Raw genomic sequence first — 14,945 nt, 5'->3', positions numbered from 1 at the left:
TATCTGCGTGACTGCCATCATTTTTAGTGGTGATAAAACTGGTAATTTTATATTCTAAAACCAGTATTATGCAAACCATTATAGTAGCTACCGACTTCTCCGAAAGCTCAGAGGTAGCATTGAAATACGCCTCATTTATTGCAAAATTTACAAAAGCTAAAATAAGTCTTCTTAATTACTACCAATTTAGCATACACGTGTTAAATGCCAGGATAAGCCCTACGGGGATGAGTAAATTAGTGAAGAATAATCAGGAGCATTTGGAAAGTTATGCGGAAGCTGCGTCGTATCGGTATAATATTCCCCTAACCAGCCATACGCTTACTTCTCTTTCTGAAGACACCCTATCAGAATTTGCAGAAAAGGTAAATGCAAGCATGATAGTTATGGGACGAAAAAAAGACTACAGCGCCTATCTTTCTACCGAAAACGTTTCAAATACGATAATTACAAACTCAACAGTTCCGGTTTTGATAGTTCCGGAAGGCGTCCAGTTTAATTTCCCGGAGAAAGTGCTATACGCATGTGACTATCACTCTTTACCGCATAAAAAACACTTGGTTAATCTTAAGGAATTTGTTTCAGCCTTCGAGTCTGAACTACAAATACTTCATGTGTGCAGAGATCATGAAGAATCTGACCAAGAGTTTGTCACAAGAACAGCAACCCTCGAACTGTTGGAGAACTCAATCAGCACCGTAAAACATACCTACAAGGATGTTGAATCAAAAAGCATCATTGCGGGGCTAGAAAAAGGAATAAATGAATTCAATGCAGACATGCTGATAATGTCGCCGCACAAATACGGCTTTTGGAATTCCTTATTTCATAAAAGCAAAACTTTGGAAATGGCATTTAAAACAAGAATTCCGCTTCTTGCAATTCCCGGGTAAGACATATAATTAGTTTTATTATACTGTGCTTAGAAAATAAGCACAGTATAGTTTTTACTTTCCTCAAAACATTCTCCCCCGTCCTCTTATCCTCTTTTACACAATCCTCGAACTCAATTATTAGTGTCACCTAAACTATTATTAAATCGCAAACACAATTGACAGTAGTCGCTGTTGGAATTGTATGCATATCCTATTTAAACGCCACGGACAAAAACGCCTATTTAAACGCTATGAAAGTGTAGAGGCCCTAAACGAAGAGATTAAACTTGGTCATAATGAGAAATTCCCCGGTAACAATCAGTTCCATTATGATGTAATCACTAACGAAATTAACATTCTTAATAATAGACTTAATGAGCTCGATTGCCGGGAGCAACTGGATGTTTCTGGCTGTCTTCAACGGGCTCGCTAATTTAAAGAGACGCAGATCTCAAGGAACCTATTAATTTCCTGTAATCGTTCGGACCTCGTTCGGTTCTAGTTCGGAAACCGGGCCAGCCGTAGGGACTACGCTGGCTATTGTGAATAGCTTGTGGACGAATCAAGTACGGGTTATGAACGAGTGATGTACGAATGAAATAGGGATAAATATCGCTATAAGGTCGCTATAACATCGCTATAAGGTCGCTGTAAGGTCAGTATAACTAATAGGGAAAATTAAAGAGGAGGGATAGGTTTAGGAGTGTTGATGTAAAAATACACATTAAAACACTGTAGACCAAGACTAAACGGACCTACAAACAGAAAAAAAATAAGCCGTGTAGACAGGTCATTCCCCCTGGAAAAAAATAAAAAGCCCTGCAAAAACAGAGCTTTTAAATTCTAATGCTTTATAAATGCCTAAGGGCACTTAGTTTGCTTCTTTCCACTAATGAGCATTGCTCATCCAGGTCCTAATATTCGTCTTCGTTAAAGAAGAAATCATCTTTAGTTGGATAGTCGGGCCAAATCTCTTCGATATTTTCATAGGGCTCGCCATCATCCTCAAGAGCCTGTAAGTTTTCAATTACTTCAACAGGTGCGCCTGAACGGATAGCATAATCTATCAACTCGTCTTTTGTAGCAGGCCATGGAGCGTCTTCCAGATGCGATGCCAATTCTAGTGTCCAATACATATTACTTACTTAGGGTTTAGCTTCAAAAATTTGTCGCAAAAGTATAATAAAAAATATAAGAATTTAAAATAATTTTTTTAACTTTTAAAATCGTGGCAACCAGATATTTTCTTCGTTTCCTGTGTCATAGGCTATCTTTCTGCCCAGAACAAACAGGTAGTCGCTTAGACGATTAAGGTATACCATTACCATTTCATTCACATAACTCTCCTCAGAAAGGTGCACCACCAATCTTTCAGCCCTTCTGCAAATACAGCGTGCAATATGACAAAAAGAAGCTGTCTTACCTCCACCTGGCAAAATAAAGTGCTTTAGTTCGGGAAGCAGAACTTCCATCCTGTCCATCTCATTTTCGAGCATTAAAACATCCTCTTCCTTCAGATCGGGCAACTTCATCCTTGATTTTTCCGGATCAGAAGCTAAAACAGAGCCAACCGTAAACAATCTGTCTTGCACCTCCTTCAGCACTGTTTTGTGGTGAGGATCAATCTCATGTTCGCGAATTAATCCGATATACGAATTTAATTCGTCAATTGTTCCATAACTTTCAATCCTCAAGTGATATTTAGGGACCCGCACACCACCTATCAAAGATGTTTGTCCTTTATCACCTGTTTTCGTGTATATCTTCATGAATTAGCTTAAGATTAGAAAGTCTCATTAACAATGCCAAACATCACATTAGCGGAGCTAGTGATTGATTGAGGGGGACAAATTAAACTTTTTCGTTTTTATATCTTTCTCTCGATTCAAAAATTTTTGTCATATTTTCTGAAGCCCATTCCGATAAATGAATCAGTTGGGAAAGCAAACTTCTGCCTAAATCAGTTAGTTGATATTCTACCCTCGGTGGAATTTCGGCAAAAACTTGTCTGCTCACTAATCCATCTTCCTCCAGGCTTCTCAGGGTAACTGTAAGCATTCGCTGCGAAATGCCATGAATGCCTTTCATAAGCTCATTAAACCGCAACTTGTCTGATTTGCCCAACAAAATAATCGTGTGAATAGACCATTTGTCGCTAATGCGATCCAAGACATTAGTAATAGGACACTGCATTGTCTTAAATTTGTCAGGAAAATGACCTTTTACAACTTCTGGACTCGCTTTAGCTCGTGTTTTGCCAATGGTTACTTCCATATAACTAAGTATTAAAATAGTGCCTTCTTGTTTGACACTAAGTTACTAAATATTTTTGAGTTATCTAAAGTAACTATTAAACAAAACACCCGAAATGGACATTTTATCGATATTAAATTGGCGCTATGCGACCAAACGAATGAACGGACAAGAGATCCCTGAAGAGAAATTAGAAAGAATTTTAGAAAGCATAAGACTATCTGCCTCATCCGTAGGGATGCAGCCTTACAATGTTTTGGTAATAAAGGATAAAGATCTTCGGAAAAAAATCAAGGCAGTATCTAATAATCAGCCACAAATTGCAGAAAGTTCTCATTTATTAGTTTTTGCCGCATGGAACAATATTACACCACAACGAGTTGAAGATTTTATAGACAGGATTGCTGAAGTTAGAAATGTATCAAAAGAATCTCTTGGTACAATGCGCGCTTATGGCGAAAACTTCTTGAAAAACACGGAAGAACAAAACTTTAACTGGGCTGCCCGTCAATCTTACATTGCATTGGGAACTGCATTAATTGCAGCTGCAGCAGAAAAAGTTGACGCAACACCTATGGAAGGTTTTAATGCACAAGCACTGGACGAATTACTGGGATTGGAAGCGTTAGGACTGAAAAGTGTTAGCTTGCTTCCATTAGGATATAGAGACCCAGAGAATGACTGGTTGCTTAACCTCCCAAAAGTAAGAACAGCCAAAGAGAAACTGTTTATAACAGATGAAGAACTTGAGGCGAAGGTTTCTTAACCTCTCAATAGATCAATATTTATCAGATAAATGAGAACAGAGCACGCCACTCTGTTCTCATTTATTTTAATAGGCTCTTGCAAATAACACCCTTTGTGTAGAAGGCTTTCCAGAATAAATGCAAACACCTTCCTCCTGCTTATTATTTAAAGGGATGCAACGAATAGTTGCCTTTGTTTCTTCCTTGATTTTCTGCTCTGTTTCAGGAGTGCCATCCCAATGAGCAGAAACGAATCCAGCCTTCGTATCTAATACCTGCTTAAACTCATCATAAGAATTTACCTCGGTAGTGCTTTCCTCGCGAAACTTTAATGCTTTTTGGTAAATGTTCGATTGAATTTCTTCAAGTAGGGCTTCAATCCTTTCAGCCAAACCTTCCCTGATTACAGTCTCCTTAGATTTCGTATCCCGACGAGCCAGTTCAACTGTACCATTCTCCAGATCGCGACCACCTATTGCTACACGCACAGGAACCCCTTTAAGTTCATATTCTGCAAATTTAAAGCCTGGTCTCTGCGTTTCGCGGTTGTCGTATTTTACCGATATTCCTTTTTGCTTCAGTGCCTGAGATAATTCATCTGCAACTGCTGAAATTTTTGCAAACTCCTCATCTCCTTTGTAGATAGGCACTATAACCACCTGGATAGGCGCAAGTTTTGGGGGCAAAACAAGACCTTGATCATCAGAATGAGCCATGATCAGAGCTCCCATTAAACGGGTTGAAACACCCCATGAAGTAGCCCAGACGTAATCAAGCTTACCCTCCTTATTGGTGAACTTCACATCGAATGCTTTAGCGAAATTCTGACCAAGGAAGTGAGATGTACCTGCCTGCAAAGCCTTTCCATCTTGCATTAGAGCCTCTATACAATACGTTTCTACAGCACCGGCAAAACGTTCGTTTGGAGTTTTCACTCCTTTCACTACAGGTACCGCTAAAAAGTTTTCAGCGAAATCCGCATATACTTCCAGCATTCTTTCTGCCTCTTCAATCGCTTCTTGGGAAGTGGCATGTGCTGTATGACCTTCCTGCCAAAGAAATTCAGCAGTTCTAAGGAAAAGCCTTGTACGCATCTCCCAGCGAACAACGTTTGCCCACTGGTTCACCAGGATCGGAAGATCGCGATAGGACTGGATCCAACCTTTATACGTATTCCAGATAATGGTTTCTGATGTTGGACGAACGATCAGTTCTTCCTCCAATTTAGCTTCTTCATCTACAATAATGTTTCCATTACCATCGTTCTTTAAACGATAGTGAGTAACAACTGCACATTCAGTAGCAAAACCTTCAACGTGAGATGCTTCTTTAGAGAAGAATGATTTGGGAATAAAAAGAGGAAAGTAAGCATTGGTATGTCCGGTATCTTTAAACATTTTGTCTAAAGCCGCTTGCATTTTCTCCCAGATAGAATATCCGTAGGGCTTGATAACCATACAGCCTCTTACAGCGGAATGCTCGGCAAGATCGGCCTTTGTTACCAGTTCGTTATACCACTGCGAATAATCTTCATTTTTACTTGTAATTCCCTTACTCATAATATGTTTTGAAATGATTTTTTTTGTAATTTTAACACAAATATCAAAGAGGCAAAGTTATAAAACTAACCGAGGTATTTATATTAATTGATGCAACCATTTCTCACCAGGTTTCGTCATGCTGATGGGGATTTTGCAGAGAGAGTTCAAACACACACAACAATGAAAAAATTACTATTACCCGTTTTCGCAATCTCGGCATTATTGCTGGGATCCTGCTCTACGCAAAAGATTGCTCAACAACAGAGCAACGATGATGATGTGTATTTTACAGAGGCAAAGGCGAAAGAAGTAACTCTTGCAGTCAGAGAAGAACGAAGAGAAGAAAGGAGCTATCGCACAGACGAGCAATTGTACGGAGGCGGTAATTATGCTAACAATAGCTCTTACGATGATCGCTACTACGATGATTACAATTACGATTACGGCTATGCTTCGCGATTAAACCGTTTTTACGGTCGTTCACCATGGAGGTCGAATTACTTTGACAGCTGGTATGCTTACTCATACAATCCCTGGTATTCTTACCGTTATGATCCATTCTTCTATGACCCATGGTATTATAGGGGCGGACTATCACTTTCATTAGGATTTGGTGCTTTTCCAAGATGGGGCCTCGGGTACTATGACAATCTTTACATGGGATATTATGGCGCTCCATATTATAGCAATTACTGGGGGCCTTATTCTTACTATAATGTGTATCCGGGGTATGTATATGACAGGAGATCGAATCCGAACTACGGCCCAAGACCTACAAGAGGAGGTTCAGATGTATACCGCTCTTCAGGAAGAGGAACGATAATAACCGGAGGCCAACCTAGAAGCTCTACTAACGGTAATGGTAGAACAAGCAGTTCAGGAGAGCAACCCAGCTACAGAAGACCAAGACCTTCAGGCCCAGACTATAATACTCAGAGAGAAAGACAGCCATCAACCAGTTCAACGAGGGAAACTCAACCTCAAACTCGAACTGAAAGACCAGCACCAGTTGAACGTTCAGCTCCAGCGCCTTCAAGTTATGGCGGTGGTGGCAGCAGCAGCAGTGGTGGTGGAAACAACTCTGGTTCACGTCCTTCGCGAGGAGGCAATTAAAATTAAAAACAATGAAACACACATATTTAGTTTTATTAATTGCCTTGTTGGCAATTAAGGGGGAGACGTATGCGCAGGGTTATGCGACAGATGCTTTACGGTTTTCACAATATGAGTTTGGGTCGACAGCCAGAATAAAGGCACTCGGAAATGCTCAAACTGCAATGGGAGGCGATTTAAGTTCAATTAGCGGAAACCCGGCGGGTCTGGGATTATACACTAAATCTGAATTCGCTTTTACTCCCGAATTAATGAACTATAATACAACAAGCACTTATTTTAACCAAAGCACTGATGCTAGTCGCGGACAAATAGGTATTAGTAATGTGGGTGCAGTGTTTGCTATTAAACTTAATAAATTCAAAGGACAGGATCTAAAAAAAGGAGCGTTAAGCTTAAATTTTGGGATTGGGTACAGTAAGACAGCAAATTTTGGCAACAAGATCTTGTTTTCCGGAATAAACAATCAAAATTCCATTGCTAATTTTTATGCTGATTTGGGAAATAGTGCTGGGGGCACTAGTCTGGAAGCTGGGAGCCTCCCTGATGCTGCATTCGAAAGCAATTTAATAAATTATAACAATACGTATAGAGCCATAACTAATCCAAATCCAACCCAGGAAGAAACTATTATTAGAAAGGGAGCTCAGTCCGAGTTTAATCTTGCGGCTGGTTTAAACGTAGGAAACAAGCTATATTTCGGCGCGGCAGTTGGCATATTAGGACTTAACTATTCTTCAGATAATACTTTCACTGAAACTGGAACCCTTTCTTATTCTGATCCCCGGGGAAATTATCAGGAAAACTACGCGAATAATTACTATCAACGATTCGAGTTTAAAGGTACTGGAGTAAATGCAAAATTTGGGATGATCTTCAGACCTAGTAAGTTTTTGCGGTTAGGTGCTAATATTCAATCTCCAAACTGGTATACTATAGACGATAATTATTCTGAAAGTCTTCGTACTCGCTTAACAAACAATCCATACTTCACAGACCAGGAGGTTAGATCGCAAAACCAGCAGTTTCCTACGTATACTTACAATCTACGTACGCCAGCAAAGCTTTCTCTTGGAGCGGCTTTATTATCCGGAAAAATCGGTTTTATTACAGGCGACGTGGATTTTATCGATTATAGCAGCATGGAACTTAGTCAACCAGACAGCTATATTTCCGGTGAACTTGCAGAAGACAACAGATACATTGTTAATAATTATAAAAATGCTATTAATTATAGGTTAGGAGCTGAACTAAAGGCAGGACCTCAGTTTATGCTGCGAGCAGGATATGGCGTAACTGGATCTCCAATGGAAAATTCAGTTCAAGACCTTGAAATCAAAACTTACTCCTTCGGAGGAGGTTACCGGGCGGGTAATTTAAGTTTGGATGTTGCCTTCATAAACAACACTCGCAATTCATCTTTGTCTCCATACCTATTAGATAGTGGGGTCAACCCTGTTGCTACATCTAAAAACGTTAAAAACGGAGTATTTATAACATTAGCAACACGTTTCTAAAGATAAACAGTAGCAGCAGATCCTTTTGCTGCTACTATTTATTTAACAGCCTCCTTCAATCACATTTCCCTTCTCATTTCCCCTATCATCTTTTACCTTTGAGCTCTATTATTGTTATGAGCTTAAAAAACAAAACTGTTATTATCACAGGTGCTTCTTCAGGTATAGGCCGGGCTTGCGCTGAAGAATTTGCAAAACAAGGTGCCAACTTAGTATTAGGTGCACGCCAGTTTGTTACGCTTTGTGAAATAGCACAGAAAATAGAAAAAGACTTTGGGGTAAAAGCTATTGCTGTTCAATGCGATGTATCGAAAGAAGAGGATTGCGAGCACCTGATTAAACAAGCGGAGTTAACCTTTAACAGGATTGATGTCTTAATTAATAATGCAGGGATCAGCATGCGTGCCCTGTTTAAAGACCTTGATCTTGTAGTGATCAGGAACCTGATGGATATTAATTTTTGGGGGACGGTTTATTGCACGAAATATGCAATGCCTCAATTACTGAAGAATCAGGGCTCGGTGGTGGGCGTTTCTTCTATTGCGGGATATCGTGGATTGCCAGGCCGTACAGGATATTCAGCATCAAAGTTTGCGATGAATGGATTTTTGGAGGCTTTACGTGTTGAAAACCTCAAGACCGGACTCCATGTAATGATTGCGGCTCCGGGATTTACAGCTTCCAATATCAGGAATACGGCACTAGCAAAAGATGGCAGCTCGCAGGGGGAAACCAGCATGGATGAAGGTAAAATGATGACAGCGGAAGAGGTTGCTGCTATCATTGTTGACGGAGTTGTTAAGCGCAAAAGAACTTTGATCATGACAGGACAGGGAAAACTTGCGGTATTAATGAATAAACTGATCCCGGCCTGGGTTGACAAAAAAGTATTTGAACTATTTGCGAAGGAAAGAGATCCCCTTATCAAATAAAGATAAGCCTTTATTATAACTCGTTTAATTGACCAACATGCCCAGTACTAATTCCATTACAAAATTTGTCCGTATTCCTGATGTTATTTCCCTAGGCAACGGTGTGCTGGGTATTTTATCAATTATCTGCAGTATTCATCATTATTCAGATCTTGCTGTCCTGTCTATCGTACTTGCGGGCGTTCTTGATTTTCTGGATGGACGTATTGCCAGAAAACTAGGCCTCGCGTCGCCTTTCGGAGTTCAATTAGATTCGCTTTGTGATATCTGCTCTTTTATCATTGCTCCAGCAATTTTTGCATACTCCATGGAAAGTATTGATGTTACTATCCGCATTGCATTAGTAATTGTTTACCTGGTAGCGGGCCTGCTTCGGCTTGCAAGATTTAATATCACGGGAACCTTAGATAACGGAAAGTATTTTGAAGGAATGCCCGTTCCATTTAGTATAGCTATTGTATGCAGCTACTTCCTGTTCTCCTATTTCGAGCTATCACTTCTTATCTGGATGGCGCTTTACTTCATACACGCTTTCCTGATGATATCAACTGTAAAGATCAGGAAGTTGTAGAGAAGGGCTATTGCAATTTTAAAGCGTTGGCTCTATTAGAAAGATGCATCTGATAATGGCTAATGCAATGGTCTGCGCTTAATAATCCCTCCATTGGTTTCTGTAATTACATTCATCACCATAAAAGCCTTTCTATCTATCACGGCAACCACTTCTTTAACTTTGGTAACTTCTAATCGGGTAACTACAGTAAATACAATATCGATGTCTTTATCTGCGTGAACATTGCCACCAAAGCCCCGTTCCCCTTTATAAATCGTTACTCCACGACCGAGATTATAAATAATTGCTTCCCGGATCTCTTTACTCTTAGACGATATAATAGTAACCCCTGTATACTCCTCAATCCCCTGAATAATAAAATCCACTGTTTTTGAAGCAGCCAGATAGGTAAGAATAGAATATAATGCCGCTTCGATTCCAAGGATGAAGGCAGCAATAATAAAGATCACTACATTAATGATCAGGATAATATCGCCAATTGAGAAAACACTCTTCCGGTTTATATAAACGGCCATTATTTCAGTCCCGTCTAACACGCAGCCTCCTCTCATTGCCATTCCTATACCAGCACCCAGAAAGAAACCACCGAAGATAGCGGTGAGCAGTTTATCGTTAGTAATAATGGGAAAATCCAGAAAGAAAATAACGAGTGCGAGTCCTGATACTGCAGCAAGAGTATATAAGGCAAAACTTCTGCCTATTTGCTTTGCCCCCATGTAAATAAAAGGAGCATTAAATACTAATAAACAAATCGAGACCGGAATATTAGTGGTGTGATTAACCAGAAGTGAAATGCCTGTTACCCCTCCATCAATAAACCCATTGGGAACCAGGAAGCCCTTCAAGCCAAATGCAGCAAGAAAAACGCCTGCAATAACAAACAGGGCTTTTCCAAGCTTTTGACGGAAGGATAAAATGTATTTTGTTCGCCTACTCTTCATATCCCGATAAAAATAATAAAAAGGAATATTGAGACAAGGAGAAAAACTTTTTTCGAGTTCCGAAATATTCCACTTATTTTGTGAGAATGCCAACGATAGCAAATAATTATTAAAATATTTCTACTACTGTAATATGAAGATAAAAAAAGCAGTAATTACTGCGGCTGCTCGGGGTGAACGCCTTTACCCTGTTGCTGACACAATACAAAAAGCAATGCTTCCAGTTATTGATGTTGATGGTTTACACAAACCAGTTATTCAAATCATTGCAGAAGAGGCTTTTGCCAGCGGGATTGAAGAGATTTGTATTGTATGCGCCCCTGGAGACGGGGAACGCTACAAGGCTGCATTTAAGTCCCTAAGAGATAATCTGGTTAAGTCTTTCCAAAATGCCGAATGGGCAAATCAGGAAGCTCAAAAGATCGATCATTTGGTAAATAACTTGCATTTTGCAGAGCAAGCAGAGGCTAAGGGCTATGGACATGCCGTTCTTTGCGCCGCTGAATTTACCGGAAACGATCCTTTTCTATTGCTTTTAGGCGATTACCTCTACATTTCAGACTTGGCTCAAAAGCGTTGTGCAGCGCAACTGATCGAACTTGCTACTCAGGAGAACTGTTCTGTGTCTGCGGTAAATCCAACCCCAGAGCATCTGATTGGACGATATGGCACGTTAACAGGGAAACAACTTAGCAATCAGCATGGTGTATACAAGATCGACAAAATCATTGAAAAACCTTCCTTGAGCCTTGCCGAACTTGAATTGCAAACCCCTGGTCTTCGCATAGGATACTATTTATGCTTTTTCGGCATGCATGTATTTACTCCTTCGGTGATGGAAATGCTCGAAAGACAAGTACAATCTGGAGCAGAGAATATTATGCTTACTCCTACCCTTCAGGAATTAGCAGAATCAGAAAAATACCTTGCTCTGGAAGTGAAGGGTTCTCGCTACGATTTAAGTCGCAAGCATGGGCTGCTACAAGCACAGCTTGCGTTAGGACTTGCTGGTGAAGCGAAGAACGAGACTCTCGGTACTCTGGTTGAATTACTTGCCGAAGCTAATACCAGAAAATAAGGAGGTAATATGAATGTTTTTGTAGAAACAATTACCTCTGTTGAACCGGAGAAACGTAATCGTTCATTTTTTGAGCTAGCTTCCAAATTTTCGTCAAAGGAGCTTTTAAATGAGTTGCTTCAACTGGAAAAGTTCAGAAAGTCGACGGATAATCTTTACGACAAAGTAAGAGCTATCCTCTTCTTGAATTCCGGTTTTCGCTATTTTCTGACTGAGGCTAAAGATATTCCCGACACAGGTAAGATACCTTACCGGGGATTTGAAGACCTTTTAGGAAGGCGATTTGAAGAAGCTATTTCTGTTTTCCTGAATGACCTAAGTAAGAACGGGCCTAATGCCGCTTTATTTAGCGGAATTGCGGAATGTTACCACCACCTGTCATTCCAGATACTCGCCGATCAGGTAAGAAAAAGTGTTCGGTCAAGTAAGGGAAATCAATGGATGTTCAGAGCCGGTAATAAGGACGAGCATCCGATATCTATTCACCCCAGGCTCCTCAAGAAAAAAGAGGACTCGCTATTCTATCCTATCCTGCACGAGCAGACTTCTGTTAGGATGGACCTTACACATAGTGGCTGGTCTGATATATTCTTTCTGGGAATGGACTACCCAGAAGGGGCACGTGTGATAAACGTATCTATTGACCTGGGAGTATATGGCAGAGATAAGGACATCAGACCTCCACTAAATTCATATGTCAGAGTGATCCCTGAGCCTGTGTTAAGGGTGACAAGTATTGACCTGGGGACAACAAAAGACATTACAGACCTTGATGACCTATTCAATTTCGGTAATGACTATTTGAGTTTGGTAAAGGCTGGGATTATAGCCTCAGGCTTAATTCCACCATCTTTTGAAGGAACCAATCAATCGCTGCCAGGAATTTTGGCTCGTATTGCTGGACAAGGGATGGGTATTGAACTGGTAACACGAGTGAATGATATTCCCAAAGGTTCCCGTTTCGCTGTTTCGACCAATCTATTGGGGTCTATCATTAGTTTGTTAATGCGGGCCACCGGGCAGACTGAAAACTTAACGGGGGGACTAAACGAACGCGAAAGAAGGCTTGTAGCTTCCAGGGCAATCCTTGGAGAATGGCTTGGAGGTTCTGGCGGAGGCTGGCAGGATTCTGGGGGTGTTTGGCCGGGAATTAAGGCTATACAGGGAGAATTCGCTCAACCTGGAGATCCGGAATACGGTATTTCAAAAGGGACTTTATTACCGAGGCATAAGGTTTTGCAGGGTGAGGATGTACATCCTGATTTCTTTAGGAAGCTTACTGGCTCTTTGGTATTGATGCATGGTGGTATGGCTTCGAACGTTGGCCCCATACTTGAGATGGTAACGCAGAAATACCTTTTAAGAGGGCAGCGCGAAAGTGCCGCAAGACAGCAAACCAATCAGATCTTTGAGAACATACTAGGAGCTATTAAGGAAGGCGATGTAAGGAAACTTGCAGAAAACACCGATAAAAATTTTGCTGGTCCGATCAAGACCATTATACCATGGGCTTCTACCCATTATACTGAGGAATTAATCCGCAAGGCAAAACACCAGTTAGGGAATGATTACTATGGCTTCCTAATGCTGGGTGGAATGTCTGGAGGAGGAATGGGGATGTTTGTAAACCCGGAGAAATACGAACAATATAAACAGCAATTACTAGAGACGCTATTGTCTACGAAGAAGTCACTTTCCTCTTCACTTCCCTTCGCGATGGACCCTGTTGTTTATAACTGGGATATTAACCACAAAGGAACCGTAGCTGATCTATTAGAGGCTAACAAGGCTGTAATGCCTGAGCAGTATTATGCTATCCAGGTTTCTGACCTGGTTAGGAAAGATCCATCTTCTATTTCTTATATCCGAAGAGCAGAGATTGACTTCTTTACCACCCATTGCGAGCAAAATAACATGGCTTATCCTTTGCTACGCACTATTGTAAGCAATTTGTTCAAAGTATCAGACCCTTCGTCGCAAGGGAACCGCGATGCGGAGAACGAAAAAGCTAACCGTATCAAAAAAGAGAATGGCTTCGATTTTATTCAGCATGAGGAGATCCGTGAAGAGCTGCAAAAAGGCCGGATTGGTCTTTCCAGAAATCGTCTTCCAGCAGAGACACTTATAGAAGATGTAAAAGCTGAAGAAATTCAAAAGCTTGAAAAAGTTACGGTAGGTGAAAGAGCAGAAAATGCCATCCGGAGTGGAGAAGTTGGGGTGATGAGCTTAGCAGCAGGAGTTGGAAGCCGCTGGACAAAAGGAGCTGGTGTAATTAAAGCTATTAACCCTTTTGTCGAGATTAATAATCTACACCGTAGCTTTCTTGAGATCCACCTTGCGAAAACACGTAAAGCTGCATCAAAATGGCAAGCGAGGATTCCCCATATCGTTGCAACCAGCTATCTTACTCATTCAGCCATAGAGTTAAAGCTGAAGGAGACAGGGAATTTTGGGTATGATGGGCCAGTTTACTTGTCAGAAGGGCGCTCTATAGGCCAGCGCTTTGTTCCAATGGAGCGCGACCTCCGATTTATGTGGGAGGAAATGCCTCAGGAAACCTTGGATGAGAATAAGCAGAAAGTACGGGATTCGGTACGGCAAAGCATGATCAATTGGGCGAAAACGAAAGGTGAAGGTACTGACTATGTAGATAATATTGCCGCTCAGCGTTTCTCACCTCTAGGGCATTGGTATGAAGTTTCAAATTTATTAAGAAACGGAACATTAGCGAGATTAATTCAGGAGCAGCCCCAGATCCAAACCATTATGCTTCATAATATCGATACTCTTGGAGCTGATATTGACCCGGCAGCTCTTGACTATCATTTACAAAGCGGTAACGTTTTGACTTTTGAGGTAATTCCAAGACGACTGGAGGATCGAGGTGGTGGTTTAGCAAGAATTAACGGAAACTTACGATTACTGGAAGGTCTTGCACAGCCGCGGGAAGAAGACGAATTGAATCTTAGTTATTATAACTCAAATACAACCTGGATCCAGATCGATCCGCTGCTTAAACTTTTTGGACTAACCCGAGAAGATCTTGCTAAAGGAGATGAAGCACGACTAGCTAAAGCAGTAAGGAGCGTTGCCCATCGCATTCCTACATATGTTACAATTAAAGATGTAAAGTACCGGTGGGGACATGCGCAGGAGGATATATATCCTGTTGCTCAAATTGAGAAATTATGGACAGATATGACTGCCCTACAAGATCTTAAGTGTGGATATATCGCTGTTCCTCGTAGTCGCGGTCAGCAAATGAAAGACCCAGCACAGCTTGATAGTTGGGTAACGGACGGGAGCAAGGACTACATTGTTGGTCTTGGCCATTTTGAATAAGAGATTTTTTTTAAGTGGCCGGGTATCAAAACC

At 40.9% G+C, this 14,945-nt stretch carries 14 protein-coding genes; 9 read left to right on the top strand and 5 right to left on the bottom strand.

The window, feature by feature from the left end; all coding sequences use genetic code 11:
* The first annotated feature begins 68 nt into the window (after nt 1-68).
* Both J4N25_RS20405 and J4N25_RS20400 read left to right on the top strand, forming a co-directional pair.
* Nucleotides 69-893, top strand: a complete 825-nt coding sequence (locus J4N25_RS20405) for a universal stress protein (protein WP_207423653.1) — start codon at nt 69-71, stop codon at nt 891-893.
* A gap of 184 nt (nt 894-1,077) precedes the next feature.
* Nucleotides 1,078-1,308 carry a hypothetical protein gene (locus J4N25_RS20400; protein ID WP_207423652.1) on the top strand — a complete coding sequence of 77 codons (231 nt, stop codon included), beginning with the start codon at nt 1,078-1,080 and terminating at the stop codon, nt 1,306-1,308.
* A 481-nt stretch (nt 1,309-1,789) separates the two neighbouring features.
* Here J4N25_RS20400 and J4N25_RS20395 read toward each other — a convergent pair whose 3' ends face one another.
* The 3 genes from J4N25_RS20395 to J4N25_RS20385 form a co-directional block, all read right to left on the bottom strand.
* Entirely contained in the window at nt 1,790-2,011 is a 222-nt protein-coding gene (locus J4N25_RS20395) for a DUF2795 domain-containing protein (protein WP_002996718.1), read from the bottom strand.
* Nucleotides 2,012-2,095: 84 nt separating this feature from the next.
* Nucleotides 2,096-2,644, bottom strand: coding sequence for a cob(I)yrinic acid a,c-diamide adenosyltransferase (locus tag J4N25_RS20390; RefSeq protein ID WP_207423651.1), 549 nt, complete (start codon nt 2,642-2,644; stop codon nt 2,096-2,098).
* A gap of 82 nt (nt 2,645-2,726) precedes the next feature.
* Nucleotides 2,727-3,149 (bottom strand): winged helix-turn-helix transcriptional regulator, encoded by a 423-nt coding sequence (locus J4N25_RS20385; RefSeq protein WP_207423650.1) that lies wholly within the window; start codon nt 3,147-3,149, stop codon nt 2,727-2,729.
* 94 nt (nt 3,150-3,243) lie between these two features.
* Here J4N25_RS20385 and J4N25_RS20380 point away from each other — a divergent pair, with 94 nt between their 5' ends.
* Nucleotides 3,244-3,894, top strand: a complete 651-nt coding sequence (locus tag J4N25_RS20380) for an NAD(P)H-dependent oxidoreductase (protein ID WP_207423649.1) — start codon at nt 3,244-3,246, stop codon at nt 3,892-3,894.
* A 66-nt stretch (nt 3,895-3,960) separates the two neighbouring features.
* Here the strand turns inward: J4N25_RS20380 and proS are convergent, their stop codons facing one another.
* On the bottom strand, nt 3,961-5,433 hold the full coding sequence (gene proS, locus J4N25_RS20375; protein WP_207423648.1) for a proline--tRNA ligase: 1,473 nt from the start codon (nt 5,431-5,433) through the stop codon (nt 3,961-3,963).
* A gap of 162 nt (nt 5,434-5,595) precedes the next feature.
* On the opposite strand from proS, the gene J4N25_RS20370 reads away from it, so the two are divergent.
* From J4N25_RS20370 to J4N25_RS20355, 4 genes are all read left to right on the top strand, one after another.
* Nucleotides 5,596-6,528, top strand: coding sequence for a hypothetical protein (locus tag J4N25_RS20370; protein ID WP_207423647.1), 933 nt, complete (start codon nt 5,596-5,598; stop codon nt 6,526-6,528).
* A gap of 11 nt (nt 6,529-6,539) precedes the next feature.
* Nucleotides 6,540-8,045, top strand: a complete 1,506-nt coding sequence (locus tag J4N25_RS20365) for an OmpP1/FadL family transporter (RefSeq protein ID WP_207423646.1) — start codon at nt 6,540-6,542, stop codon at nt 8,043-8,045.
* A 116-nt stretch (nt 8,046-8,161) separates the two neighbouring features.
* Nucleotides 8,162-8,977, top strand: a complete 816-nt coding sequence (locus J4N25_RS20360) for an SDR family oxidoreductase (protein ID WP_207423645.1) — start codon at nt 8,162-8,164, stop codon at nt 8,975-8,977.
* Between the two features lie 37 nt (nt 8,978-9,014).
* On the top strand, nt 9,015-9,548 hold the full coding sequence (locus J4N25_RS20355) for a CDP-alcohol phosphatidyltransferase family protein (RefSeq protein WP_207423644.1): 534 nt from the start codon (nt 9,015-9,017) through the stop codon (nt 9,546-9,548).
* 59 nt (nt 9,549-9,607) lie between these two features.
* Here J4N25_RS20355 and J4N25_RS20350 read toward each other — a convergent pair whose 3' ends face one another.
* Nucleotides 9,608-10,492, bottom strand: coding sequence for a YitT family protein (locus tag J4N25_RS20350; RefSeq protein WP_207423643.1), 885 nt, complete (start codon nt 10,490-10,492; stop codon nt 9,608-9,610).
* Between the two features lie 133 nt (nt 10,493-10,625).
* Between J4N25_RS20350 and J4N25_RS20345 the strand changes: the two genes are divergently transcribed.
* Nucleotides 10,626-11,570: a UTP--glucose-1-phosphate uridylyltransferase gene (locus tag J4N25_RS20345; protein WP_207423642.1), complete on the top strand. Its 945-nt coding sequence runs from the start codon at nt 10,626-10,628 to the stop codon at nt 11,568-11,570.
* A 9-nt stretch (nt 11,571-11,579) separates the two neighbouring features.
* Nucleotides 11,580-14,912 carry a UTP--glucose-1-phosphate uridylyltransferase gene (locus J4N25_RS20340; protein WP_207423641.1) on the top strand — a complete coding sequence of 1,111 codons (3,333 nt, stop codon included), beginning with the start codon at nt 11,580-11,582 and terminating at the stop codon, nt 14,910-14,912.
* Nucleotides 14,913-14,945 lie beyond the last annotated feature (33 nt).

This window comes from Desertivirga brevis, from assembly GCF_017355835.1.
This window is presented reverse-complemented; position numbering and strand designations above follow the sequence as displayed.

Excerpts from the sequence above, each read along its gene's own strand:
- J4N25_RS20405 (WP_207423653.1), top strand. The coding sequence starts at position 69 with ATGCAAACCATTATAGTAGCTACCGACTTCTCCGAAAGCTCAGAGGTA.
- J4N25_RS20400 (WP_207423652.1), top strand. The coding sequence starts at position 1,078 with ATGCATATCCTATTTAAACGCCACGGACAAAAACGCCTATTTAAACGC.
- J4N25_RS20395 (WP_002996718.1), bottom strand. The coding sequence starts at position 2,011 with ATGTATTGGACACTAGAATTGGCATCGCATCTGGAAGACGCTCCATGG.
- J4N25_RS20390 (WP_207423651.1), bottom strand. The coding sequence starts at position 2,644 with ATGAAGATATACACGAAAACAGGTGATAAAGGACAAACATCTTTGATA.
- J4N25_RS20385 (WP_207423650.1), bottom strand. The coding sequence starts at position 3,149 with ATGGAAGTAACCATTGGCAAAACACGAGCTAAAGCGAGTCCAGAAGTT.
- J4N25_RS20380 (WP_207423649.1), top strand. The coding sequence starts at position 3,244 with ATGGACATTTTATCGATATTAAATTGGCGCTATGCGACCAAACGAATG.
- proS (WP_207423648.1), bottom strand. The coding sequence starts at position 5,433 with ATGAGTAAGGGAATTACAAGTAAAAATGAAGATTATTCGCAGTGGTAT.
- J4N25_RS20370 (WP_207423647.1), top strand. The coding sequence starts at position 5,596 with ATGAAAAAATTACTATTACCCGTTTTCGCAATCTCGGCATTATTGCTG.
- J4N25_RS20365 (WP_207423646.1), top strand. The coding sequence starts at position 6,540 with ATGAAACACACATATTTAGTTTTATTAATTGCCTTGTTGGCAATTAAG.
- J4N25_RS20360 (WP_207423645.1), top strand. The coding sequence starts at position 8,162 with ATGAGCTTAAAAAACAAAACTGTTATTATCACAGGTGCTTCTTCAGGT.
- J4N25_RS20355 (WP_207423644.1), top strand. The coding sequence starts at position 9,015 with ATGCCCAGTACTAATTCCATTACAAAATTTGTCCGTATTCCTGATGTT.
- J4N25_RS20350 (WP_207423643.1), bottom strand. The coding sequence starts at position 10,492 with ATGAAGAGTAGGCGAACAAAATACATTTTATCCTTCCGTCAAAAGCTT.
- J4N25_RS20345 (WP_207423642.1), top strand. The coding sequence starts at position 10,626 with ATGAAGATAAAAAAAGCAGTAATTACTGCGGCTGCTCGGGGTGAACGC.
- J4N25_RS20340 (WP_207423641.1), top strand. The coding sequence starts at position 11,580 with ATGAATGTTTTTGTAGAAACAATTACCTCTGTTGAACCGGAGAAACGT.